Source organism: Nocardioides houyundeii (assembly GCF_002865585.1).
GTDB lineage: Bacteria > Actinomycetota > Actinomycetes > Propionibacteriales > Nocardioidaceae > Nocardioides > Nocardioides houyundeii.
Genome location: NZ_CP025581.1, coordinates 1,553,308 through 1,572,368 on the forward strand (window position 1 = coordinate 1,553,308; position 19,061 = coordinate 1,572,368).

Genomic DNA, 19,061 nt, shown 5'->3' on the forward strand with positions numbered 1-19,061 from the left:
CCTTCCCTCCAGAGACGCCTCAGCGCGTGCCCATCAGCGACCTTTCGGAAGGTGTGGAAGAGCCACTCATGTCGGCCGGTTCCAACGACAACTTCGTCCACCTGCACGTCCACACCGAGTACTCCATGCTCGACGGTGCGGCGCGGCTCCAGCAGATGGCCGAGCGGACGGCGGAGCTCGGCATGCCGGCGATCGCCATGACCGACCACGGCAACGTGTTCGGCGCCTACGAGTTCTACAAGAAGGCCAAGAAGGCCGGCATCAAGCCGATCATCGGCATCGAGGCCTACTTCACCCCCAACATCTCCCGGTTCGAGCGCAAGCGCGTCAACTTCTACAAGGGTGGCCCGGACGACGTCTCCAGTCGCGGCGCCTACACGCACATGACGCTGCTCTCGGAGTCCACCGAGGGCATGCACAACCTGTTCCGGCTCTCCACCGGCGCCTGGCGCGACGGGTTCTTCCAGCATCCGCGGATGGACCGCGAGCTGCTCGCCCAGCACAGCCGCGGGATCATCGGCACCACCGGCTGCCCTTCGGGGAGGTGCAGGTGCACCTGCGCCACGGCAACTACGACGCTGCCCGGCAGACCGCGGCGGACTTCCAGGACATCCTGGGCCGGGAGAACTACTTCCTGGAGCTGATGGACCACGGGCTGTCCATCGAGTCCCGGGTGCGCGAAGGTCTGCTCCGGCTGGCCAAGGACCTGCAGATCCCGCTGCTGGCCACCAACGACTCCCACTACGTGCGCCAGGAGGACGCGGCCTCCCAGGAGCACCTGCTCTGCATCAACTCCGGCTCCACGATGGACATCCCCGCCGGTGACGGTCCGGGCCAGCGCTTCGCCTTCTCCGGCGACGGCTACTACATCAAGAGCCCGGCCGAGATGCGGTCCCTGTGGGTCGACAAGTACGACCTGCGCGAGGCGTGCGACAACACGCTGCTCATCGCCGAGCGCTGCGACGTGGAGTTCACCGAGGGCAACGGCACCTACATGCCGCGGTTCCCGTGCCCGCCCGGCGAGGACGAGACCTCCTGGATGATCAAGGAGGTCGAGCGGGGCCTCAAGGTGCGCTACCCCGACGGCATTCCCGACAAGGTGCGCAAGCAGGCCGACTTCGAGGTCGGCGTCATCACCCAGATGGGGTTCCCCGGCTACTTCCTGGTCGTCGCCGACTTCATCAACTGGGCCAAGGACAACGGGATCCGCGTCGGCCCCGGTCGTGGTTCCGGTGCCGGCTCGATGGTCGCCTACGCCATGCGCATCACCGACCTCGACCCGCTCCAGCACGGGCTGATCTTCGAGCGCTTCCTCAACCCCGACCGGGTCTCGATGCCCGACTTCGACATCGACTTCGACGAGCGTCGGCGCGGTGAGGTGATCCGCTACGTCACCGAGAAGTACGGCGAGGACCGGGTCTCGATGATCGTCACCTACGGCACCATCAAGGCCAAGCAGGCGGTCAAGGACTCCTCGCGCATCCTGGGCTACCCCTTCTCCATGGGCGACCGGATCACCAAGGCGATGCCCGCCGCGGTGATGGGCAAGGACGTGCCGCTCAACGACGTCTTCGACCCCAACCACAAGAGGTACGGCGAGGGCGGGGAGTTCCGGGCGCTCTACGAGGCCGAGGCGGACGTCAAGCGGGTCGTCGACACGGCGATGGGCATCGAGGGCCTCAAGCGCCAGTGGGGGGTGCACGCGGCCGGGGTCATCATGTCCAGCGAGCCGCTGATCGACGTCATCCCGCTGCTCAAGCGGCCGGCCGACGGGGTGATGATCACCCAGTTCGACTACCCCACTTGCGAGGCCCTCGGCCTCATCAAGATGGACTTCCTCGGGCTGCGCAACCTGACGGTGCTCGACGACGCGGTGAAGAACATCGAGGCCAACCGCGGCGAGACCATCGTGCTGGAGGACCTCACCCTGGACGACCCCGTCACCTACTCGCTGCTCCAGCGCGGTGACACGCTCGGGGTCTTCCAGCTCGACGGCGGGCCGATGCGCGCGCTGCTGCGCTCCATGCGCCCCGACACCTTCGAGGACATCTCCGCGGTGGGCGCGCTCTACCGTCCCGGTCCGATGGGCGCGGACTCGCACAACAAGTACGCCCGCCGCAAGACCGGTCGCGAGCCGGTGGAGGCGATCCACCCCGAGCTGGCCGACGCCCTCGAGGACGTCCTGGGGGAGACCTACGGGTTGATCGTCTACCAGGAGCAGGTGATGGCGATCGCCCAGCAGCTCGCCGGGTACACGCTGGGCCAGGCCGACCTGCTGCGTCGGGCCATGGGCAAGAAGAAGAAGGAGGAGCTGGACAAGCAGTTCGCCACCTTCTCGGCCGGCATGACCGAGCGCGGCTACTCGATGGCGGCGATCAAGACCCTGTGGGACATCCTGCTGCCGTTCTCCGACTACGCGTTCAACAAGGCGCACTCCGCCGCCTACGGGCTCGTCTCCTACTGGACGGCGTACCTCAAGGCGAACTACCCGGCCGAGTACATGGCCGCGCTGCTGACGTCGGTGAAGGACGACAAGGACAAGATGGCGATCTACCTCAACGAGTGTCGCCGGATGAAGATCGCCGTCCTGCCCCCGGACGTCAACGAGTCGGCCGCCAACTTCACCCCGGTCGGCACCGACATCCGGTTCGGGCTCACCGCTGTGCGCAACGTGGGGTCCAACGTGGTCGACGGGGTGGTCGCCGCGCGCGAGGAGAAGGGCCGCTTCACCGACTTCAACGACTTCATGGACAAGGTCCCGCTGGTGGTGTGCAACAAGCGGGTGATCGAGTCCCTGGTCAAGGCGGGCGCCTTCGACGAGATGAAGCACTGCCGTCGGGCGCTGGTCACCATCCACGAGACCGCCGTCGACCAGTACGTCGACATCAAGAAGAACGAGGCCATCGGCCAGGACTCGCTGTTCGGCGGTCTCGACGACGGCGAGGAGGGTGGCTTCGGCATCGCCGTGGCGGTGCCCGAGATCGACGAGTGGGACAAGATGACGCTGCTGGGCCACGAGCGCGAGATGCTCGGCCTCTACGTCTCCGACCACCCCCTGCTGGGCCTGGAGCACGTGCTCTCCTCGGGCACCGACTGCACCATCGGACAGCTGATGCTCGACGAGGACCGGCAGCACGGCAGCATGCTGACCGTCAGCGGGCTGATCACCTCGGTCAACCGCAAGATCACCAAGCGCGGCGACGCCTGGGCCACCATCACGCTGGAGGACCTCGACGGTGCCATCGAGGTGCTGCTCTTCCCCAGCGCCTACCAGCTCGCGGCGCCTTACCTCTCCCAGGACGCGATCGTCCGGGTCAAGGGCTCGCTCTCGCGCGACAAGGACCAGCCCGAGATCCGGGGGCAGGAGATCACCGTCCCCGACCTCTCCGACGGCCCTTCCGGCCCGGTGGTGATCAGCCTGCCGTCCACGCGCTGCACCGCGCCTGTGGTCGACCAGCTCCGTGACGTGCTTTCCACCCACCCCGGCATGACCGAGGTGCAGCTGCGACTGCTCACCCGCAGCTCGACGACGGTGATGAAGCTCGACGACCGGCTCCGGGTCACCGCGAGCGCCGCGCTGTTCGCCGACCTCAAGCAGCTCCTGGGCCCCGGGTGCCTGAGCGGGTGAGCGGGACCGAGCGGACACCGGGGTGGGCGGTGGCGCGCCGTCTGGTGCTCATGCTGCTCGCCGCCCTGGTCTGGGGGGCACTCCTGGGATGCGTGTGGGAGGCGGCGTGGACACCGCCGAACGGCGCGGCCTACCAGGGCACCTGGTACCTCGGGCCGGGTGGGCTCGGCCAGGACGTCGGCGGTACGGCGTGGTTCGCCGTCATCGGGCTGGCGGGCGGCCTGGTCTACGGGATCGTCTCGGCGGCGCTGACCAAGGACCGTGAGGTGCTCACCCTGGTCGCCGTGGTGACGGGGGCCGTGCTGGCCAGCTGGGTGATGTTCCACGTCGGTCACGCTCTGGGGCCGGCCGACCCGCAGGCACTCGCCGCCGACGCCGGCGACTACGAGGCGATCCCGTCGGACCTCGGGCTCGCCGGCGCGGGGGACCGGCCGTGGCCCTTCTGGTTCGACTCCAGTGCCTTCACCGCGTTCCCGGCCGGGGCGCTGCTGGGACTGATGGGAGTGTTCCTCGGTGGTTCGCGCCGGACGCGGGAGCGGCCGCGGACCGAGTCCGGCTCCTAGTTGGGCGACCAGCGGGTCCGAGCCACCTCGGTGGCCGGCAGCGACGGGATGACGTTCATCGCGCGCAGCTCCTGGCGCAGCAGGTCGACCACTAGGATCAGCCGCTCGGAGGTGCTGTCGGCCTCCAGCAATGACTGGCGCTCGGCCATCGGCAGTGGGGCGAGCGCGGCCAGAGTCCACGACAGGAAGAGCGGGTCCTGCGGGAGGCGACCGGAGAAAGGGTCCGACCGCACCGCGGAGACCGCCGCCCGATAGGCGGTGAAGGTGGCCCGTGCCCGGTTGACCAGCTCGGGGGAGACCGTCTCCGCCGGGTCTGTCATCTCGGTCACCCGGGCGAGCGGGAACTCCCCGCTGGTGCTCAGCTCCTCGACCCGGATCCGGCTGCGTCCCACCGCCATGATGTCGAAGCCCCCGTCGGGCCGAGCCTCGACCTCGGTCAGCTGGAGCAGGCAGCCGACGCGGTAGAGCGACTGGGAGCCGTGGTCCCCGACCTCGTAACCCTCGCGGATGGCCACCGAGCCGAAGAGCCGCTGGGCGGGGTCCTCGATGCGCAGCAGGTGGTGCACCAATGCCCGGTAGCGGTCCTCGAAGACGTTCAGGGGCACCGAGACACCCGGGAAGAGCACCGTGCTCAGTGGGAACATCGGCAAGGTCTCCGGCGGCGTGGCACTCACCCCTCCAACGTAGATGTCCATCCCTCATCCGGTCCCGGGGCACGCAGGGTGCCCGCCTACAATTGCGCCATGATCCGTCGCATCGACCTCCGGGACGCCGCCGCGTCCGTCGACTACCGCGCCGCCGTGCCGCGTGCCGCGTTCGACGTCGAGTCCGCGACCCATCTGGTGCGGCCCATCTGCGACGCGGTCCGCGACCGCGGCGTGGAGGCCATCACCGAGTTCTCCGAGCGCTTCGACGGGGTCAGCCAGAGCGACATCGTGGTGCCCCCGGCCGCGCTCTCCGACGCGCTGGAACGGCTCGACCCGGCCGTGCGTGCCGCGTTGGAGGAGTCGGTGCGCCGGCTGCGCATCACCTGCCAGGCCGAGCTCGAGCAGGACGTCACCACCGTGGTGGCGCCGGGGGCGACCGTCACCCACCGGCTCGTCCCGGTCGACCGGGTCGGCCTCTACGTCCCGGGCGGCCTGGCGCCCCTGGTCTCCAGCGTGCTGATGAACGTGGTGCCCGCCCAGGTCGCCGGCGTGGGATCGATCGCCCTGACCAGCCCCCCGCAGAAGGACAACGGCGGCCTGCCCGCCGCCACGATCCTGGCTGCCTGCGCGCTGCTGGGCGTCGACGAGGTCTACGCCGTGGGCGGGGCCCAGGGGATCGCGATGCTGGCGCACGGTGCGGGTCCCTGCCGCCGGGTCGACCTGGTGACCGGGCCCGGGAACATCTACACGGTCGCCGCCAAGCGACTGCTCAAGGGCGTCGTGGGCATCGACTCCGAGGCCGGTCCCACCGAGATCGCGGTGCTGGCCGACGACACCGCGAACGCCCGCTACGTCGCTGCCGACCTCATCTCCCAGGCCGAGCACGACCCGCTGGCCGCCTCGGTGCTGGTCACCGACTCGGTGCGGCTCGCCGACGAGGTCGCGATCGAGCTGGACAAGCAGGTCGGCCAGGCGCGGCACGCTGAGCGCATCCGCACCGCCCTGGAGGGCGAGCAGTCGGGCGTCGTGCTGGTCAAGGACCTCGAGCAGGGACTGGCGGTGGTCAACGCCTACGCCGCCGAGCACCTCGAGGTCCACACCGCCGACGCCGCTCGGGTCGCGGGTCGGGTCCGCAACGCCGGCGCGGTCTTCGTCGGCCCCTATGCACCCGTCTCGCTCGGCGACTACGCCGCCGGCTCCAACCACGTGCTGCCCACCGCCGGGTGTGCCTGCCACTCCTCGGGGCTCTCGGTGCGCTCCTTCCTGCGGGCCGTGCACGTCGTGGACTACACGCGCGAGGCGCTGGAGCAGGTCGCCCAGCACGTGGTGACCCTGGCCGAGGCCGAGGACCTGCCCGGCCACGGAGCAGCGGTCCAGGCGCGGCTGTCGTGACGTTCCCCCCGCTGCGCGAGGACCTGCGCGGCATCGAGCCCTACGGCGCGCCCCAGCTCGACGTGCCCGTCCAGCTCAATGTCAACGAGAACCCGTACGCGCCGTCCGCGGCCGTGGTGGCCGACATCGCGGCCTCCGTCGCGGCTGCGGCGAGCACGCTGAACCGCTATCCGGACCGGGAGTTCACCGAGCTGCGTGAGCGGCTGGCCGACTACCTCAACACCTCGGGCGGCAGCGGTATCGCCGCCACCGGGGTCTGGGCCGCCAACGGGTCCAACGAGGTGATGCTCCAGCTCCTGCAGGCCTTCGGCGGGCCGGGTCGCTGCGCGCTGAGCTTCGCCCCGACGTACGCGATGTATCCGGAGTACGCCCGCGACACCGTCACCGGGTGGGTGGAGGGTCGGCGGGAGACCGACTTCGAGCTCGACCTGGACGCGGCCCGCGAGCTGGTGCTCGAGCACCGCCCCAGCGTGGTCCTGCTGCCCTCGCCCAACAACCCCACGGGCACGGCACTGCCGTCCGAGGCGATCTCGGTGCTGTGCGAGGCCGCCGGGGACGGGCTGGTGGTGGTCGACGAGGCCTACGGGGAGTTCCGCCGGGCCGGGACGCCCAGCGCGCTGGAGCTGCTCCCGCAGCACCGCAACCTGGTCGTCACGCGGACCATGAGCAAGGCGTTCGCGCTGGCCGGAGCCCGCCTGGGCTACCTGGCCGCGGACCCGGCCATCTGTGACGCGCTGCGCGTCGTGCGCCTGCCCTACCACCTCTCCGCGGTGACCCAGGCGACCGCGCTGGCCGCCCTGCGACACGCGCCCGAGCTGCTGGCCCAGGTGGACGCGCTGCGCGCCGCGCGCGACGCCTGCGTGACCTGGCTGGCCGAGCAGGGCCTGCGGGTGGCCACGAGCGACGCCAACTTCGTGCTCTTCGGCGGACTCGTGGACCGGCACGCGGTCTGGCAGGGTCTACTGGACCGCGGCGTCCTGATCCGCGAGACCGGTCCCCAGGGCTGGCTGCGCGTCTCGGTCGGGACGCCCGAGGAGATGGCCGCCTTCAGGGATGCCCTGGTGGACGTGATGAAGACCCAAACGATGGAGGAGCAACGATGAGCACCGAGCAGTCCGTGGCCACGGGCAGGCGGGTCGCCGTCGTCGACCGCGAGACCCGGGAGACGCAGATCCACCTCGAGCTCGACCTCGACGGCAGCGGCCAGGCCCAGATCTCCACCGGGGTCGGCTTCTACGACCACATGCTCACCGCGTTCGCCAGGCACTCCCTGGTCGACCTCGTCGTGCACGTCGTCGGCGACACCCACATCGACTCCCACCACACCGTGGAGGACACCGCGATCGCGCTGGGTGCGGCGATCCGCCAGGCCCTGGGCGACAAGGTGGGCATCCGGCGCTTCGGGGACGCCACCGTGCCCCTGGACGAGGCGCTGGTCCAGGCCGTCGTCGACGTGTCCGGGCGTCCCTACTGCGTGCACACCGGTGAGCCCGCGGGCCAGGAGTTCGTCTCCATCGGGGGCACCACGGCGCCGTACGTCGGCTCCCTGACGCGGCACGTCTTCGAGTCGATCGCGCACCACGCCAACATGGCCATCCACGTGCGGGTGCTGGGCGGACGTGACCCGCACCACATCGTGGAGACCCAGTTCAAGGCCTTCGCCCGCGCCCTGCGGGACGCGGTGGCCATCGACCCGCGCGAGACGGGCGTGCCCTCCACCAAGGGCTCGCTGTGACGACGACAGACAACGCAGACCGCCCCGCCCGGGAGGTCGTGGTCCTGGACTACGGCTCGGGCAACGTCCGCTCCGTGGTGCGCGCACTGGAGCGGGCCGGCGCGTCGGTGACCCTGACGGCCGACCGTCAGGCCGCGCAGGACGCAGACGGCCTCGTGGTGCCCGGCGTGGGTGCCTTCGCCTCGTGCATGGCCGGGCTGCAGGCGGTCCGAGGGCACGAGATCATCGGCCGGCGGCTCGCCGGCGGCCGTCCGGTGCTGGGCATCTGCGTGGGCATGCAGATCCTGTTCTCCCGCGGCGTCGAGCACGGCGTGGAGTCCCAGGGCTGCGACGAGTGGCCCGGGGTCGTGGAACGGCTCCAGGCGCCGGTGGTCCCGCACATGGGCTGGAACACCGTCGAGGCGCCCGCGCCGTCGACGCTGTTCGCCGGCATCGCCGAGGAGCGCTTCTACTTCGTGCACTCCTACGGCGTGCGGGACTGGACCCTGGTCACCAACGACCGCACCCGCGCGCCCCTGGTCACGTGGGCCGAGCACGGCGGGGACCGCTTCGTGGCGGCCGTCGAGAACGGCCCGCTGACCGCCACCCAGTTCCACCCCGAGAAGTCGGGGGACGCCGGGGCCGCGCTGCTGCGCAACTGGATGCAGTCCTTGTGAGCTGGCTGCAGCGGCGCCGGAGCGCCAAGCGCCGACGCAGCACCTACCTCCGCTCCATCCGGGTCCGTGCGATCCCGCCCCTGGGCGCGCACGATGCGACCGCGCCGAACCCCGCCATCCCGAACCCCAGCACCCCCAGGAGAGTCCCCGCCATGTCCCAGTACCTCGAGCTCCTGCCCGCCGTCGACATCGCCGGGGGCCAGGCCGTCCAGCTGGTCCAGGGCGTCGCTGGGTCGGAGAAGCGGTTCGGAGACCCGGTCGAGGCCGCCCTGCGCTGGCAGGAGGCGGGGGCGGAGTGGCTCCACCTGGTCGACCTGGACGCCGCGTTCGGCCGGGGACACAACCGGGAGCTGCAGGCCAGGATCGTGGACACCCTCGACATCAAGGTCGAGATGAGCGGCGGCATCCGCGACGACGAGTCGCTGGCGGCCGCGATGGCGACCGGCTGTCGGCGGGTCAACATCGGCACCGCCGCCCTGGAGCAGCCGGAGTGGTGCGCGCGCGCCATCGCGACGTACGGCGACCGCGTCGCCGTGGGCCTCGACGTCCGCGGCCGGACGCTGGCCGCGCGGGGCTGGACCCGCGACGGGGGAGACCTGTTCGAGGTGCTGAGCCGACTGGACTCCGAGGGCTGCGCCCGCTACGTGGTCACCGACGTCAACAAGGACGGCATGCTCCAGGGGCCGAACCTCGACCTCCTGGAGTCGGTCTGCGCCGCGACCGACCGTCCGGTCGTCGCCTCCGGTGGCATCACCGAGCTGGCCGACCTGGCAGCACTGCAGAAGCTGGTCGGCATCGGCGTCGAGGGGGCCATCATCGGCACCGCGCTCTACGAGGGGCGGTTCACCCTCGAGGAGGCCCTCGCCCTGACCCTGCCCGCCGGCGGCGCGTCGTGAGCCTCGCGGTACGGGTCATCCCGTGCCTGGACGTGGACGCGGGGCGCGTGGTCAAGGGCATCAACTTCTCCGACCTGCGCGACGCCGGCGACCCCGTGGAGCTGGCCCGGATCTATGACGCCGAGGGTGCGGACGAGCTGACCTTCCTCGACATCTCGGCCTCGCACGAGGGGCGGGCCACGACGATGGAGATCGTCTCCCGGACCGCCGAGCAGGTCTTCATCCCGCTCACCGTCGGTGGCGGGGTGTCCTCGGTCGCCGACGTCGACCGGCTGCTGCGAGCCGGGGCGGACAAGGTCGCCACCAACACCGCCGCCATCCAGCGTCCCGAACTGATCGCGGAAGTAGCGGACCGGTTCGGCAGCCAGGTGCTGGTGCTGTCGGTCGACGCCCGCCGGGCACCGGGCACCGACTCGGGCTTCGAGGTGACCACGCACGGGGGCCGGCGCTCCGCGGGTCTGGACGCCGTGGCCTGGGCCGCCCGCGCCGCCGAGCTCGGAGCCGGGGAGATCCTGCTGAACGCGATGGACGCCGACGGGACCCAGGACGGCTTCGACACCGACCTGATCCGCGCCGTACGCCGGGAGGTCACCATCCCGGTGATCGCCTCGGGCGGTGCCGGGCGTGCCGAGCACTTCCCTCCGGCCGTGGAGGCGGGCGCGGACGCCGTGCTCGCGGCCACCGTGTTCCACTTCGGCACCCTGCGGATCGGCGACGTGAAGCAGTCGCTGGCCGCCGCCGGCCACCCCGTGCGCTGAGGCCCGAGCCTCCTCCTCGCCGCCTGCTCCGGACCCGTCAGGGAATAGGCCGGGCGCCGGTGCGGTTCGCCACTGGCGATCGCCTCCGACGGTCCCGGCGTCGTCCGGCGCCCGGCGTCGATGGACACTGGCTCTGGGCACAGAGCGCCGGCACAGGCACTTCCAAGACGGGACTAAGGGGCACACGCGTGGTGGACGAGCGGGGCACGTTGCGGAGCTCGACCACCCGAGAGGGCTTCGCCGTGCTCGGGGTCGCGATCCGGCGGGAGCCGGTCATCTTCGTCCTCTCCACCCTGGGCAGCGTGCTCTTCGCGGTCCTCACCGTGGCGGATGCCTGGGTACTGGGGTGGGCCACCGAGAACGTCGTCATCCCCGCCTTCGACGACGGCGAGATCGCAGCCGGGCTGCTCTGGGCCGTGCTGGGGCTGTTCCTCGGCGTCGCCGTGCTCCGAGCGGTGGGCATCGTGGCTCGGCGCCTCGGGGCGGGCCTCATGCAGTACCGGATGCAGTCGCACACCCGGCGCGCCGTGACGCGTCAGTACCTCGCGCTGCCCATGGAGTGGCACCAGCGCCACCCGACGGGTCAGCTGCTCTCCAACGCCTACTCCGACGTCGAGGCCGCCTGGGGCCCCATCGCGCCGCTGCCGATGGCGCTGGGGACCGTGGTGATGATGGTGATCGCGGTGGTGCAGATGCTCGTCGCGGACGTGGTGCTGGCCGCCGTGGGCCTGCTCGTCTTCCCGGCCGTGGTGGTCGCCAACCTGGCCTACCAGCGCCTGTCCTCGCCGTTGATGACCCGGGCCCAGGGCCTGCGTGCGGAGGTCAGCGAGATCGCCCACGAGTCCTTCGACGGCGCGATGGTGGTCAAGACCCTGGGCCGGGAGCCCGAGGAGACCGCCCGCTTCAGCGTGAAGGCCCACGAGCTGCGCGACGTGACGATCCGAGCCGGCCGGATCCGGGCCGTCTTCGACCCCACCCTGGCCTCCCTGCCCAACCTCGGCGTGCTCGTGGTGCTCGCGGTCGGCGTCGCACGGGTCACCTCCGGCGCGGCCAGTGCCGGCGACGTCGTCACCGTCGCCTACCTGCTCACCATCGTGTCCTTCCCGATCCGGGCCATCGGGTGGCTGCTCGGCGAGTTCCCGCGCAGCGTCGTGGGGTTCCGGCGCATCCAGTCGGTGCTGAGCGCCACCGGCGCCGTCGCGTACGGCGAGGCGTCGCTGCCCCCTCGACGGTCGGGGCACGCCTGGAGCTGGAGTCCGTGGGCTACTCCTACGACCCGGCGACCCCGTTGCTGCGCGAGGTGAGCTTCGCGGTGGACCCGGGACAGACCATCGCCCTGGTCGGCGCGACAGCGTCCGGCAAGAGCACCCTCACGAGCCTGATGACCCGCCTGGTCGACCCCGACCACGGGCGGATCCTGCTGGACGGGGTCGACCTGCGGGACCTGCGCCGCGGGGGAGGCTCGCGGGCGGTCGCCCTCGTCCCGCAGACGGCCTTCCTCTTCGACGACACCGTCCGCGGCAACGTCACCCTCGGCGCCCAGATCGATGACGAGCAGGTGTGGGCGGCGCTGCGGACCGCCCAGGCCGACGGCTTCGTCGCCGCACTGCCCCAGGGACTCGACACCCAGCTCGGCGAGCGGGGCACGTCGCTGTCCGGCGGGCAGCGGCAGCGGCTCTCCCTGGCGCGGGCCCTGGCGCGGCGACCTCGGCTGCTGATCCTCGACGACGCCACGTCGGCGGTGGACCCCGAGGTGGAGGCCAGGATCCTCAGCTCGCTGCGCGAGGGCTCCGGCGACACCACGCTGGTGGTGGTGGCCTACCGCAAGGCGACCATCTCCCTGGCCGACGAGGTGGTCTACCTCGCCGACGGGAAGGTGGCCGACCGGGGCAGCCACGCCGAGCTGCTGGCCCGCAGACCCGCCTACGCCAGGCTGGTCAACGCCTACGAGCAGGCCGCACACGAGGAGTCGGAGGCCGGGCCCGCCCAGGTGCTCGGCCAGACCGCAGGAGAACGCGCATGAGCACCGTCCAGGACCCTGCTGCCACGACCCGGATGGACGGCAGCGACGAGATCGGGGCCATGGACACGCTCCGTCGCGGGTTCGCGATCTCGCCGGAGCTCAAGGAGGGCCTCGGCCTGACCGTGTTCTTCGCCGTGGTCGCCTCGCTGGGGCAGGTGATCGTGCCCGTGGCGGTCCAGCAGACGCTGGACCGCGGGCTCAACGGCCCCGACGGCACCGACGTCGGGTTCGTGGTCTGGACCGGGCTGGCCTGCGCCCTGGCCCTGGTGATCTCCTCCGTCGCCTCGTACCTGATGACCAGTCGGCTCTTCGGTGCCGCGGAGCGGGGCCTGGCCACCCTGCGGATCAAGGCGTTCCGGCACGTCCACGACCTGCCGCTGCTGACCCAGAACACCGAGCGTCGCGGTTCGCTCGTCTCGCGGGTGACCTCAGACGTCGACCAGGTGAGCCAGTTCCTGGTGTTCGGCGGGATCCTGCTGGTGGTCAGCGTGGGACAGATCCTGGTGGCCACCGTGATCATGGCGTTCTACAGCTGGCAGCTGGCCATCGTGGTGTGGGTCTGCTTCGCTCCGCTGCTGATCTCCATCCGCTACTTCCAGCGCAAGCTCTCCGAGGCCTACGGCATCGTCCGGCGCCATGTCGGCACCCTGCTCTCGGCCATCTCCGAGCCCGTGGTCGGCGCCGCGGTGGTCCGCTCCTACGGCATCGAGGAGCGCACCCAGGGCCGGATCGACCACGCGATCGACGACTTCCAGGCCGCCAGCGTGCGAGCCCAGAAGTTCACGGTCGTGTCGTTCTCGTTGGGAGGGATCTCCGCGGGTCTGGCCAACGCGGGGGTGCTCATCATCGGGGTGCTGCTCGGCTTCACCGGTGACATGACCGCCGGCCGGGTGCTCGCCTTCGCCTTCCTCGTCACTCTCTTCGTGGGCCCGGTCCAGATGGGCACCCAGATCCTCACCGACGCCCAGAACGCCATCGCCAGCTGGCGCCGGGTGATCGGGATCGTCGAGACCCCGGCCGACCTGGTCGACCCCGGCGCCGGGGGCCAGGTGCTGCCTCGCGGCCCGATCGACGTGCGTTTCGACGACGTCACGTTCGCCTATCCCGGGGGCCTCCGGTGCTCCGGTCGGTCTCGTTGGACATCGCGGCGGGGACCAGGATCGCCATCGTGGGGGAGACCGGATCGGGCAAGTCCACCTTCGCCAAGCTGCTGACCCGACTGATGGACCCGACGAGCGGGGCAGTGCTCCTGGACGGCGTCGACGCGCGCGAGGTCTCCCAGGAGCACCTGCGCCGCAGCGTGGTGCTGGTGCCGCAGGAGGGGTTCCTGTTCAACGACACCATCGCCGCGAACGTCAGGTACGGGCGCCTGGAGGCGACGACGGAGGAGATCCTGGCCTCGGCCGAGGAGCTCGGACTGGCGGACTGGCTCGCGGGACTTCCGGCAGGGCTCTCGACCCAGGTGGGACAGCGCGGGGAGGCGCTGTCCGCCGGCGAGCGCCAGCTGGTGGCGCTGCTGCGCGCCCACCTCGCCGACCCCGACCTGCTGGTGCTGGACGAGGCGACGAGCGCGGTCGACCCCCAGCTGGAGATGAGGATCGGACGAGCCCTGGAGCGCCTGATGTCGGGCCGGACCTCGGTCACCATCGCCCACCGGCTCTCCACCGCCGAGCAGGCGGACGAGGTCGTGGTGGTGGACGCGGGTCGGGTCGTGCAGCGCGGGCCGCACGCCGAGCTGGCCCGCCAGGCGGACTCGGTCTACGCCGGGCTCTACGCGTCCTGGACCGCGCAGCAGGGCCGATGATCGCGGTCCTGCTCCCGCCCTCGCCCTGGCATCGTCCACCGGCGATACTGGCAGGGTGAGTGAACTAGATCCCGCCGTCGCAGCCCGGCTCAAGCGGACCGCCGAAGGGCTCGTCCCGGCCGTGGTCCAGCAGTTCGACACCCTCGAGGTGCTGATGCTCGGCTGGATGGACGAGGAGTCCCTGGCCCGGACGATGGCCACCGGCAGGGCCACCTACTGGTCGCGAAGCCGGCGGGAGTACTGGGTCAAGGGGGAGACGTCGGGTCATCGGCAGTGGGTCCGCGAGATCCGCCTGGACTGCGACAAGGACACCCTCCTCGTCAAGGTCGACCAGGAGGGCGCGGCGTGCCACACCGGCGACCGCACCTGCTTCGACGCCGACCTGGTCTGGGAGGCCGAGCCGCGTGGCTGAGCGCAGCTTCGGTCCTACCGTGCTGCTCGGCGTGGGCGCCGGAGTCCTGGCGGCCGTCTCGGGCAGCCGCGCCTGGATGTCGGTCGAGTCGGCCGACCCCGAGACGCCCGGAGCCGCACTGGTGCTCGACGGGTTCCCCGGCCTGGGTCAGATGCCGCTCGCGGGGCCCTGGGTCTGGTCGTGCTGGCCTGCTGGGGTGTGGTGCTGGTGAGCCGCGGCCTGATGCGGCGCGTGGTGGCCTGGCTCGGACTCGTCGCGGCGCTGGGCCTGGTGGCGACCTGGATCACGGGTCTGGTGACGCTGCGCGAGGCGGTGCTGCAGACCCTGGAGGAGGGGGGCGCCGGGGGAGAGTGGAACACCGCTTGGACCTCCTGGTTCTGGGTCGCCGCCGTCGCCGCCCTCGGCTGCGTGGCGGCCGCGGTGGTCGCCGGCCTGCGGGCCGGTCGGTGGCCTGCGATGGGCAGCCGGTACGACGCCCCGACCGGCGGGGGCCCCGCGTCGGCCCCTGGCCGTGCCGAAGACGGTGGCCGGGGTGAGGGCGCCGAGGGCGAGACCGATCCCGCTGCGTTGTGGAAGGCCCTGGACGAGGGCCGGGACCCGACTCGGGACGGCGCCCCCTAGACTGTGGCTCGCAACTGATGGCACGGCTGACTTGGAGCGCAACACATGGCTGACAACCACGGCAACACCCCTGCTGCATGGACCGCGGTGGGAGTGGCGATGGTGGGCTTCCTGGTCGGGGGCATCGCCCTGATGCTCAGCCCCGTCAGCATGGTGATGTTCTGGATCGGGATCGCGCTCGGCGTCGCCGCCCTGCCCGTGTTCCTGGTGATGTCCCGCATGGGGCTGCACCACACCAGCAGCCACGACTCGGGTCACTGACACCTGCGAGCCTGGCCCCGGGCGGGTCCTCACCGCCGTGGTGAGAGGCTTGCCCACGTCCTTCCCACCGAGAGCAAGAGGTCGCAGCGTGTCCGTCCTCGACGACATCGTCGCCGGTGTCCGGATCGACCTGGCCCGGCGTGAGGCCGCCCGACCCCTGGCCGAGGTCCGTGCCGCCCTGGCTGACGTGGACCCGCCCCGCGACCCCGTGCCGCACTTCCGTGGTGCCGGCTCGAGCGTGATCGCCGAGGTGAAGCGGCGCAGCCCCAGCAAGGGGGACCTGGCCGAGATCCCGGACCCCGCCGACCTGGCTGCTGCCTATGCCCGTGGCGGTGCGGCCGCCATCTCGGTGCTCACCGAGGAACGACGCTTCGGCGGCTCCCTGGCCGACCTGGTCGCCGTCCGGGCGGCGGTGGACGTGCCGCTGCTGCGCAAGGACTTCATCGTCGCCGAGTACCAGCTGGTCGAGGCGCGGGCTGCCGGGGCGGACCTGGCGCTGCTCATCGTCGCGGCGCTGGACCAGGACCGCCTCCGGGCGCTGCACGAGACCGCCCGCGAGCTGGGCCTCACCGTGCTGGTGGAGGTCCACGACGAGCCAGAGACCGAACGAGCGGTCGATCTCGGAGCCGAGCTGATCGGCGTCAACGCCCGCAACCTCAAGACCCTCGCGGTCGACCAGACCACCTTCGGCCGCCTCGCGCCGCTCATCCCCGACGACCGGGTCAAGGTGGCGGAGTCGGGCATCAACACCCCCGCCGACGTCGCCGGCTTCGTCGCCCAGGGTGCGTCGGTGATGCTGGTGGGCGAGGCCCTGGTCACCGGGGGAGACCCCGAGACCGCGGTCCGCAACATGACAGGAGTGCTCGGATGAGCCAGGACGTCTACGACGCCGACGAGCGAGGTTTCTTCGGAGACTTCGGTGGCCGGTTCATGCCCGAGGCCCTGGTGGCGGCCCTCGACGAGCTCGACGTCGCCTGGCGGGAGGCCATGGCCGACCCGGCCTTCGTGGCCGAGTTCGAGGCGATCCTGCTCGACTACGCCGGGACCCCGAGCCTGCTCTACCACGCCGAGCGGCTCTCGGCGCAGGTCGGAGCGCGCATCCTGCTCAAGCGCGAGGACCTCAACCACACCGGCGCCCACAAGATCCGCAACGTGCTGGGCCAGGCGCTGCTGACCAGACGGATGGGCAAGACCCGGGTCATCGCCGAGACCGGGGCCGGTCAGCACGGCGTGGCCAGCGCGACCGCCGCCGCCTACTTCGGCCTCGACTGCACCGTCTACATGGGCGCGGTGGACACCCGTCGGCAGGCGCTCAACGTGGCGCGGATGCAGCTGCTGGGAGCCACGGTGATCCCCGTGGAGTCGGGCAGCGCCACGCTGAAGGACGCCATCAACGAGGCCCTGCGCGACTGGGTCGCCAGCGTCGACCACACCGCGTACCTCTTCGGCACCGCGGCCGGGCCGCACCCGTTCCCCAGCATGGTGCGGGACTTCTGCCGGGGCATCGGCGACGAGTCCCGGGCCCAGTGCCTGGAGCAGTACGGCCGGCTGCCCGACGCGGTGGCGGCCTGCGTGGGCGGCGGGTCCAACGCGATCGGCATGTTCACCGCGTTCCTGCACGACGAGTCGGTGGCCATCTACGGCTTCGAGCCGGGCGGCGACGGGATCGAGACAGGTCGCCACGCGGCCACCATCCACGCCGGTCAGAGCGGGGTGCTGCACGGTGCCCGGACCTTCGTGCTGCAGGACGAGGACGGGCAGACCAAGGAGTCGCACTCCATCTCCGCCGGTCTGGACTACCCCGGGGTGGGCCCCCAGCACGCCCACCTGGCTCGTACCGGCCGCGCGACGTACCTGCCGGTGACAGACGCCGAGGCGATGGAGGCGATGGCGCTGCTCAGCCGCACCGAGGGGATCATCCCGGCGATCGAGAGCGCGCACGCGCTCTCGGGGGCGCTGCGGGTGGCCGCCGAGCTGGCGCAGACCAAGGGCCCGGAGGCCACGATCATCGTCAACCTGTCCGGACGCGGCGACAAGGACATGGGCACCGCCATCGAGCACTTCGGCCTGGGCGGGCCCGCGGGGGAGGCACGATGAGCGTCGGTCCCGCCTTCGACAAGGCCCGGGGCGAGGGCCGGGCGGCCCTGGTCGGCTACCTTCCCGCCGGGTTCCCCGACCTGCCGGGCTCGGTCGACGCGATGCGGGCCATGGTGGCGGCCGGCTGCGACGTGATCGAGGTCGGACTGCCCTACAGCGACCCGGTGATGGACGGACCCACGATCCAGGCGGCGGCCCAGCAGGCCCTCGAGGCCGGCATCCGGACCACGGACGTGCTGCGCACCGTGGAGGCCGTGGCCGCTACCGGTGTCCCTACCGTGGTGATGACCTACTGGAACCCGGTCGAGCGCTACGGCGTCGCTCGCTTCGCCGCCGACCTGGCTTCCGCGGGTGGTGCCGGACTGATCACCCCCGACCTGACCCCGGACAGCGGCGCCGAGTGGATCGCCGCCGCGGACCAGCACGACCTGGACAAGGTGTTCCTGGTGGCACCCAGCTCGACTCCGGAGCGGATCGCGATGACCACCCGCAACTGCCGGGGGTTCGTCTACGCCACCGCGGTGATGGGCGTGACCGGGGCGCGCAGCACCACCAGCGACCTGGCCGGCCCGCTGGTCGCCCGGACCAAGGCCACCACCGACCTTCCGGTGGGGGTGGGGCTGGGCGTCAGCAACGGCGACCAGGCGGCCGAGATCGCCGCCTTCGCCGACGGCGTCATCGTGGGGTCGGCGTTCGTGCGGACCCTGCTCGACCACGCCGGCGACCGCAGGGCGGGCCTGCGGGCCCTGGAGGCGCTGACCCAGGACCTGGCGGAGGGAGTACGCCGATGACCGGGCTGCGCTCGCGGCTCGGCACCGCCCTGGCCGCCGGACTCGTCCTGCTGCTGGCCGGTTGTGGCGGTGGCGGCGGCGGACAGGCCGCACCGCCGGACGGCGAGATCGACGACGACGGGCTGCACGGCTCCGCCCTGACCACCCCCTACGTCGTGCCGAAGGCGCCGCTGGTCTCCACCCAGGGCGGCAAGGACGGCTCCGCCTACTCGCTGACCGAGGCGGACAACGACCTGACCCTGGTCTTCTTCGGCTACACGCACTGCCCCGACATCTGCGGCATCGTGATGTCGACCATCGCCTCGGCGCTCAACCGGCTCGACGACGCGGACCGGGAGCGGGTCGACATGGTCTTCGTGACCACCGACCCTGCCCGGGACGACGTCGCGGTCCTGCGCGACTACCTCGCCGGCTTCGACCCCGAGTTCACCGGCGTCACCGGCGAGCTGGACACCATCGTCAAGACCGCCCGCTCCTTGGCCGTCCTCATCGAGGACGGTCGCAAGCTGCCCGGCGGCGGCTACGAGGTGGCGCACAGCGATCCGGTCATCGGCCTGGACGACCAGGACCGTGCGACCACGGTCTGGAGCAGCGACGTCTCAGCCGCCGAGCTCGCCGAGGACATCGAGAGGCTGCTGGCCGGATGACCCGGGGCCCTGGGCGCCGCCCTGACCGCACCGTGACTGGAGAACCATGTCCCTGTCTGTGATCGCCCTGAGCATCCCCAGCCCGGGCCAGGGCGTGTGGCACCTCGGCCCGGTGCCGATCCGCGGCTAC

General features: G+C 71.5%; 20 protein-coding genes and 1 pseudogene. 20 read left to right on the top strand and 1 reads right to left on the bottom strand.

Annotated elements, in window-relative coordinates:
• Positions 1-68: 68 nt before the first annotated feature.
• Together dnaE and C0R66_RS07560 are read left to right on the top strand one after the other, a co-directional pair.
• Positions 69-3,628, top strand: a pseudogene (dnaE, locus tag C0R66_RS07555) (DNA polymerase III subunit alpha).
• The gene (locus C0R66_RS07560; protein WP_158647944.1) at positions 3,625-4,191 is read left to right on the top strand and encodes a hypothetical protein; all 567 of its coding nucleotides are present in this window, start codon (positions 3,625-3,627) and stop codon (positions 4,189-4,191) included. Before dnaE ends, C0R66_RS07560 begins: the two are co-directional and overlap by 4 nt.
• Here the strand turns inward: C0R66_RS07560 and C0R66_RS07565 are convergent.
• Complete coding sequence (locus C0R66_RS07565; protein WP_241901620.1) at positions 4,188-4,865, bottom strand: LON peptidase substrate-binding domain-containing protein; 678 nt, start codon at positions 4,863-4,865, stop codon at positions 4,188-4,190. The genes C0R66_RS07560 and C0R66_RS07565 overlap by 4 nt on opposite strands.
• 69 nt (positions 4,866-4,934) lie before the next feature.
• Between C0R66_RS07565 and hisD the strand changes: the two genes are divergently transcribed.
• The 18 genes from hisD to C0R66_RS07640 all read left to right on the top strand — a co-directional run bounded on the left by hisD (position 4,935) and on the right by C0R66_RS07640 (position 18,931).
• Positions 4,935-6,230 (top strand): histidinol dehydrogenase, encoded by a 1,296-nt coding sequence (gene hisD / locus C0R66_RS07570; protein ID WP_101524186.1) that lies wholly within the window; start codon positions 4,935-4,937, stop codon positions 6,228-6,230.
• The gene (locus C0R66_RS07575; RefSeq protein ID WP_101524187.1) at positions 6,227-7,333 is read left to right on the top strand and encodes a histidinol-phosphate transaminase; all 1,107 of its coding nucleotides are present in this window, start codon (positions 6,227-6,229) and stop codon (positions 7,331-7,333) included. The genes hisD and C0R66_RS07575 overlap by 4 nt, the downstream gene beginning before the upstream one ends.
• Complete coding sequence (hisB, locus tag C0R66_RS07580; protein WP_101524188.1) at positions 7,330-7,965, top strand: imidazoleglycerol-phosphate dehydratase HisB; 636 nt, start codon at positions 7,330-7,332, stop codon at positions 7,963-7,965. The genes C0R66_RS07575 and hisB overlap by 4 nt, the downstream gene beginning before the upstream one ends.
• Complete coding sequence (gene hisH, locus C0R66_RS07585) at positions 7,962-8,621, top strand: imidazole glycerol phosphate synthase subunit HisH (RefSeq protein WP_101524189.1); 660 nt, start codon at positions 7,962-7,964, stop codon at positions 8,619-8,621. The genes hisB and hisH overlap by 4 nt, the downstream gene beginning before the upstream one ends.
• A gap of 152 nt (positions 8,622-8,773) precedes the next feature.
• Positions 8,774-9,517 (top strand): bifunctional 1-(5-phosphoribosyl)-5-((5-phosphoribosylamino)methylideneamino)imidazole-4-carboxamide isomerase/phosphoribosylanthranilate isomerase PriA, encoded by a 744-nt coding sequence (gene priA / locus C0R66_RS07590; protein ID WP_101524190.1) that lies wholly within the window; start codon positions 8,774-8,776, stop codon positions 9,515-9,517.
• Positions 9,514-10,275: an imidazole glycerol phosphate synthase subunit HisF gene (hisF, locus tag C0R66_RS07595; RefSeq protein WP_101524191.1), complete on the top strand. Its 762-nt coding sequence runs from the start codon at positions 9,514-9,516 to the stop codon at positions 10,273-10,275. The genes priA and hisF overlap by 4 nt, the downstream gene beginning before the upstream one ends.
• 188 nt (positions 10,276-10,463) lie before the next feature.
• Positions 10,464-11,579, top strand: coding sequence for an ABC transporter transmembrane domain-containing protein (locus C0R66_RS19385; RefSeq protein ID WP_241901621.1), 1,116 nt, complete (start codon positions 10,464-10,466; stop codon positions 11,577-11,579).
• Positions 11,534-12,298 (top strand): ABC transporter ATP-binding protein, encoded by a 765-nt coding sequence (locus C0R66_RS19390; protein ID WP_241901622.1) that lies wholly within the window; start codon positions 11,534-11,536, stop codon positions 12,296-12,298. The genes C0R66_RS19385 and C0R66_RS19390 overlap by 46 nt, the downstream gene beginning before the upstream one ends.
• The gene (locus tag C0R66_RS07605) at positions 12,295-13,512 is read left to right on the top strand and encodes an ABC transporter transmembrane domain-containing protein (protein WP_241901623.1); all 1,218 of its coding nucleotides are present in this window, start codon (positions 12,295-12,297) and stop codon (positions 13,510-13,512) included. The genes C0R66_RS19390 and C0R66_RS07605 overlap by 4 nt, the downstream gene beginning before the upstream one ends.
• Entirely contained in the window at positions 13,467-14,102 is a 636-nt protein-coding gene (locus C0R66_RS19395) for an ATP-binding cassette domain-containing protein (protein ID WP_241901624.1), read from the top strand. Before C0R66_RS07605 ends, C0R66_RS19395 begins: the two co-directional genes overlap by 46 nt.
• 55 nt (positions 14,103-14,157) lie before the next feature.
• A complete protein-coding gene (hisI, locus tag C0R66_RS07610) occupies positions 14,158-14,514 on the top strand; it encodes a phosphoribosyl-AMP cyclohydrolase (protein WP_101524192.1) in 357 nt (118 codons plus the stop codon).
• Positions 14,507-14,725: a hypothetical protein gene (locus C0R66_RS19400; RefSeq protein ID WP_241901625.1), complete on the top strand. Its 219-nt coding sequence runs from the start codon at positions 14,507-14,509 to the stop codon at positions 14,723-14,725. Before hisI ends, C0R66_RS19400 begins: the two co-directional genes overlap by 8 nt.
• Positions 14,695-15,135: a Trp biosynthesis-associated membrane protein gene (locus C0R66_RS07615; protein ID WP_241901626.1), complete on the top strand. Its 441-nt coding sequence runs from the start codon at positions 14,695-14,697 to the stop codon at positions 15,133-15,135. The genes C0R66_RS19400 and C0R66_RS07615 overlap by 31 nt, the downstream gene beginning before the upstream one ends.
• A 45-nt stretch (positions 15,136-15,180) precedes the next feature.
• Positions 15,181-15,396, top strand: coding sequence for an HGxxPAAW family protein (locus C0R66_RS07620; RefSeq protein WP_101524194.1), 216 nt, complete (start codon positions 15,181-15,183; stop codon positions 15,394-15,396).
• A gap of 88 nt (positions 15,397-15,484) precedes the next feature.
• Entirely contained in the window at positions 15,485-16,267 is a 783-nt protein-coding gene (gene trpC / locus C0R66_RS07625; RefSeq protein WP_101524195.1) for an indole-3-glycerol phosphate synthase TrpC, read from the top strand.
• Positions 16,264-17,493 (top strand): tryptophan synthase subunit beta, encoded by a 1,230-nt coding sequence (gene trpB / locus C0R66_RS07630; protein ID WP_101524196.1) that lies wholly within the window; start codon positions 16,264-16,266, stop codon positions 17,491-17,493. The genes trpC and trpB overlap by 4 nt, the downstream gene beginning before the upstream one ends.
• The gene (gene trpA, locus C0R66_RS07635) at positions 17,490-18,284 is read left to right on the top strand and encodes a tryptophan synthase subunit alpha (protein ID WP_101524197.1); all 795 of its coding nucleotides are present in this window, start codon (positions 17,490-17,492) and stop codon (positions 18,282-18,284) included. The genes trpB and trpA overlap by 4 nt, the downstream gene beginning before the upstream one ends.
• Entirely contained in the window at positions 18,281-18,931 is a 651-nt protein-coding gene (locus C0R66_RS07640; RefSeq protein ID WP_101524198.1) for an SCO family protein, read from the top strand. Before trpA ends, C0R66_RS07640 begins: the two co-directional genes overlap by 4 nt.
• Positions 18,932-19,061 lie beyond the last annotated feature (130 nt).

Coding starts and splice junctions, on each gene's coding strand:
- trpA (WP_101524197.1), top strand. CDS start 17,490: ATGAGCGTCGGTCCCGCCTTCGACAAGGCCCGGGGCGAGGGCCGGGCG.
- C0R66_RS07640 (WP_101524198.1), top strand. CDS start 18,281: ATGACCGGGCTGCGCTCGCGGCTCGGCACCGCCCTGGCCGCCGGACTC.
- C0R66_RS07605 (WP_241901623.1), top strand. CDS start 12,295: ATGAGCACCGTCCAGGACCCTGCTGCCACGACCCGGATGGACGGCAGC.
- hisB (WP_101524188.1), top strand. CDS start 7,330: ATGAGCACCGAGCAGTCCGTGGCCACGGGCAGGCGGGTCGCCGTCGTC.
- trpB (WP_101524196.1), top strand. CDS start 16,264: ATGAGCCAGGACGTCTACGACGCCGACGAGCGAGGTTTCTTCGGAGAC.
- hisD (WP_101524186.1), top strand. CDS start 4,935: ATGATCCGTCGCATCGACCTCCGGGACGCCGCCGCGTCCGTCGACTAC.
- C0R66_RS07620 (WP_101524194.1), top strand. CDS start 15,181: ATGGCTGACAACCACGGCAACACCCCTGCTGCATGGACCGCGGTGGGA.
- priA (WP_101524190.1), top strand. CDS start 8,774: ATGTCCCAGTACCTCGAGCTCCTGCCCGCCGTCGACATCGCCGGGGGC.